At 41.4% G+C, this 4289-nt stretch carries 3 protein-coding genes; all 3 read right to left on the reverse strand.

Translation table 11 applies throughout. The features are described 5' to 3' along the window. Positions 1–1008: class I tRNA ligase family protein (locus tag WC615_RS22760; protein ID WP_372980319.1), on the reverse strand; the 1008-nt coding region annotated here is incomplete at its 3' end. Between the two features lie 369 nt (positions 1009–1377). Beyond that, a complete protein-coding gene (locus tag WC615_RS22765; protein WP_372980317.1) occupies positions 1378–2598 on the reverse strand; it encodes a transposase in 1221 nt (406 codons plus the stop codon). A gap of 142 nt (positions 2599–2740) precedes the next feature. After that, a partial coding sequence (locus tag WC615_RS22770) for an ArnT family glycosyltransferase (protein WP_372980318.1) occupies positions 2741–4289 on the reverse strand: 1549 nt, incomplete at its 5' end.

Consider the following 4289-nt stretch of genomic DNA (forward strand, 5'->3'; position numbering starts at 1 on the left):
AAGCAAAACCGCTATTTTTTTTCGCGCAGCAAATCTGTCCACCCCTACTAATATCTGGGCTCTTTCGTTCAGCGTGCCATCATCATTCAAAATATCAATAACCGGCAGGTTGTGCTTTTGTCCAAGCTCATAGTCATTTAGATCATGCGCCGGGGTAACCTTTAAGCAGCCGGTACCGAAATCCATGGTTACGTATTCGTCAGTAATTATGTCGATAGCTTTGTCTATCAACGGAATTCGAACTTGTCTCCCATGTAAATGCAGATAACGTGGATCATTAGGATTAACACAGATCGCGGCATCGGCCATTATTGTTTCCGGTCGAGTCGTTGCTACGACAATATAGTTAGGCTCTTCACCTACATGGTTATTGGATTTGGCAGTTTGCGTTCCCAGTAGAGGGTATCTGATATAATAGAGCTTCTGATTAACTTCTTTACGAATAACCTCTTCATCACTTACTGCTGTCTTTCCCTGCGGATCCCAGTTAACCATACGTACCCCGCGGTATATCAGTCCCTTTTTGTACAAGTGGATAAACGTATCTATTACTGCTTCAGAAAGTTCATCTTCCATGGTGAAGCGCGTACGTTCCCAATCGCAGGAAGCGCCGAGTTTTTTCAACTGCTCCAGGATAATGCCTCCGTATTTCTCTTTCCATTCCCAGGCATGGGCCATAAATTCGGGCCGGGTAAGGTCCTTTTTTGAGATACCCTTTTCCTTTAGCATCGCCACCACTTTTGCTTCAGTGGCAATACTTGCATGGTCAGTACCCGGAACCCAGCAGGCATTTTTGCCCTTCATACGCGCACGGCGGATCAATACATCCTGTATGGTATTGTTCAGCATATGGCCCATGTGCAGCACACCGGTGACGTTTGGCGGAGGAATTACGATGGTATAAGGTTCGCGTTCATCAGGGACCGACCTGAAAAATTCGTGTTTTAACCAGTAACTGTACCACTTCTCTTCGGTTGCTTTCGGCTCGTATGTTTTAGAAATACTCATAGGGTGCAAAAATACAATAGTTCATGGTTCATAGTTAATGGTTCATGGTTTTTTTGATTGTATGTAGTCTATCGCTGTTGATTTTGGCTGTAGAAATATCCGGAACAACAATTAACAATATTTCCGTTTCCCTCTTTTTTAATATGAACTATGATCCATGAACTATGAACCACTTCATCACAATATTTTTACAATTCAACGTTATCTTATTAAACTAACCTCTCCTCAATGAAATCATTGCCTTTTCATCGTTTTTTATTGGATTTTTTAAAAAGAGTGCGGTCATCGTTTTTAATCAAATGGTTTAACCGTTAGATGCATCTTTTTATATATTGACGGCGATATCCTTAACAATAGTTCGTTAAGTTATTAAGCGGCAATAGTGCCGTATAGTATAAGTTCTTTGACATGGTTTTGATTTTTGGGCAAGTTGGGGTTGATACCGAACTTGTTAAAAAAGCATTGAATAAGTAAAGCGTTGTGATTCATGGTTTTAATATCATTCATGGAAAAAGCTTTTCTTTTTTCTTTAGGCAATGCCAGCCAATGGACAACCTTAGCGACATTGACCGCCGAAAGGGCCATATTGAAATGGAAATCCAATTTCTTTTCATTTCTGGCCTGGCAACCGGTTAAACCTGTATGTTGCTTGGCATCCCGATAAAGGAACTCGATCTGGAAGCGGCTTTGATAGTATTTCAGGATAAGTTCGGCATCCATTGTGGTGTCTGTCGAGAAAAAGAGCTTATAATTGTTTTTTTTCTTGTCATCTGTTAGTTCAAGGCGTACCAGTCTGACATCGCACTCCAATGATACAGAATAAACAATGGCAGTATAGATAATGTTACCGTCCCTGGTTTCTATCCGCTCAAATGCCGACTCCTTTATATTTCGGTGAATTATTTTTCCGTCATATTTTTTTGGCCTCCCCGGTTTGCCTGTGGGCTCGTCTGTGTATAGGTATCTCAGGTTGGCATCATCCCGAAAGCGGCAGATGAAATGAAAGCCGCTATCCAGCATGGCATCGGCAAATGATTTCTTTGCAAACCAGGCATCGGCTACCACCACGGTAGAAATAGCCAGTAATTTATCTTTACGCCCGGTAATAATGTCCGCATATAACTCAGCTAAAGTCTTGGCCTCATCCTCCTTAATAATCGTCTGTACGGCTTCCAAATGAAAGCCTGTATGGTTATCGATATCAATGGCTGCAAGGCCGGTAATTTCCAACCCTCTTTTTACCGCCCCTGCACAGCCCGACCAAAAGTAACCTATGCCTGGCGTTTTCTTGCCTGCCTTGTTAATGAAACTCGGATCAATGGCTATTACATAATGCCCGCTCCCATGTTCAGTGACCAGTTCTTTATTAAAAGAAAGGAAATCAAATGTCTGCCCGAATTGCTGGCGATAGCGTTGTTCTGTATATTTGCCGTACCTTTCAAGTTGAAGAAAGTTAATACGGCCTTTTATACTCAAAAAAAGCGTAAAAGTCTCTAACAGAAACGCTTGTCTCCATTTATTGATTGTTGATATCTTACTTAATGTATTGATAATTAATGAGTTATATAAAGAGTTACCCTTGGTAGTCATGCTTAACAGAATCGTGAGAAAATCCTATTAAGATACTGATTATCAGGGGTTTAATCAAATTATTTTGCGTTTATTTTTTGCTTATTTTACTCTAAATCAATCCTTTATACTAAAGTTTAACGAACTATTGATAATAGGGGTTTTATTTAACTGTAACAGTAATAATTCTGCCATTTTTACTTCCCGGGAAAGGGTCGGTGCGCAGCGAAAAGAGCAGCTCGTAATTTCCTCTTTCCGAAGGCGCATTTAGCGTAAAATTATAATGGCCGGTCTCGCCTGGCTTTAAATTTATTTGATTGAAAGTGCTGTCGGCTTTTTGAATATTAATAATATTATCTCCCTTAAAAAAACAAGCCTCCAAGACAACAGGGTGCAGGTAACCTTTGTCGCTAAAGTTGATGGAATAGGGATATGGATTTTTTAAAGTTAGCACTACAGTGGTTTGCCTGTCCGGAGCTGTTACTATTTTGTTTGTCGGGGTTTCAAAAATAATTTGCTGGTACGTACGGAAATCGTCAATCCATGCGGTGTACCAGGTCCCGGCAGGAACTTTTATCGAGTCGGTCGTTAATCCTTTTATTGGGAACCAATTTAAATAAAATACTTTTTTACGCTGAAGGCTGTCCTCCATCGGCCAAATATCAAATTGTGTGCGGCGGTAATAGCGGGCATCATAGGCAAAGCATTTCAGGCTGTTGGTATAAAAATCATATTTCGCAGGGTTTTGGAAGCCCTCGCTCATCACCACGTAATGATCGCCTGCCTTTTGTTTTACTACATGCGCCCATTCTTTAAAACCATAATAACTTTTTAAATGGCCGTAAGTCCTGGCAAAGCCGAAGCCGAAAATAACGATCAGCCTTACCACCAATATCAGGCTCAAATTTACAATGGCCAATGGGAAAAGCCACTTAGGCCTGCCGTTTTGCTGTTTAAAATGGATGAGTACCAGCATTACCAACGGGGCAAACAGGATGAAAGTCCAGTGCGGCTGTACCTCGCCGCGGCTACTACTAAAGAAAAAGAAAAGAAAGGTACCAACGCAGTTTACCATAAGCGTTCGCACAAAAGCATCCTTTATTTTGGTGGTAAAAGCTGTGTAAAACAGGAACCAGCCGATCAGCGGGCCTGCCATCAAAAGCTGCCCGGGGATATAGGAAAAAGTATCTGTAAAATCATAGGTACGGGCGGATCGCTCGAATAAATGGTAGTTGATAGATGGATAGCCGTGATTTGCCTGCCACAATATATGAGGAAAATAAAGTGCCATCGAAATGACAACGATAGCCCAAAAAGATCCCCGTTTCAATAATTTAATATTGGCAAGTACGGTAAATGCGATGAGCAAAATGCCGTTGTATTTGCTGTAAAGGAGGCATGCAATAACCAGTGCCAATAAAATTGCCAGGCTCCATTTATCGTTTTCAATATATCCTTGGTAGACATAATAAAACAAAACGGTGAAAAAGAAGAGCGGGCCATCCGGTGTGATGGTAAAGCCATAAATATGGAAAATAAAGACCCCGGAAACCACCAGTACAAAGGCCACGGCATCAACCGCGTATTTTTTTAAGATAAGCCAAAGCAGGTAGATAGAGGCGGAACTGGCCAGCACCGTCAACAACCTTACGCCAAATTCATTATGGATTAATGCGTAGCCAAAACGGATAAACAGCGCTACCATGGGTGGA

Origin of the sequence: Mucilaginibacter sp., assembly GCF_041663085.1 — a bacterium.
In the GTDB taxonomy this organism is placed as follows: Bacteria; Bacteroidota; Bacteroidia; order Sphingobacteriales; family Sphingobacteriaceae; genus Mucilaginibacter.

Bases quoted from the DNA above. Each gene is read 5' to 3' on its own strand.
- WC615_RS22765 (WP_372980317.1), bottom strand. From the start codon at position 2,598: ATGACTACCAAGGGTAACTCTTTATATAACTCATTAATTATCAATACA.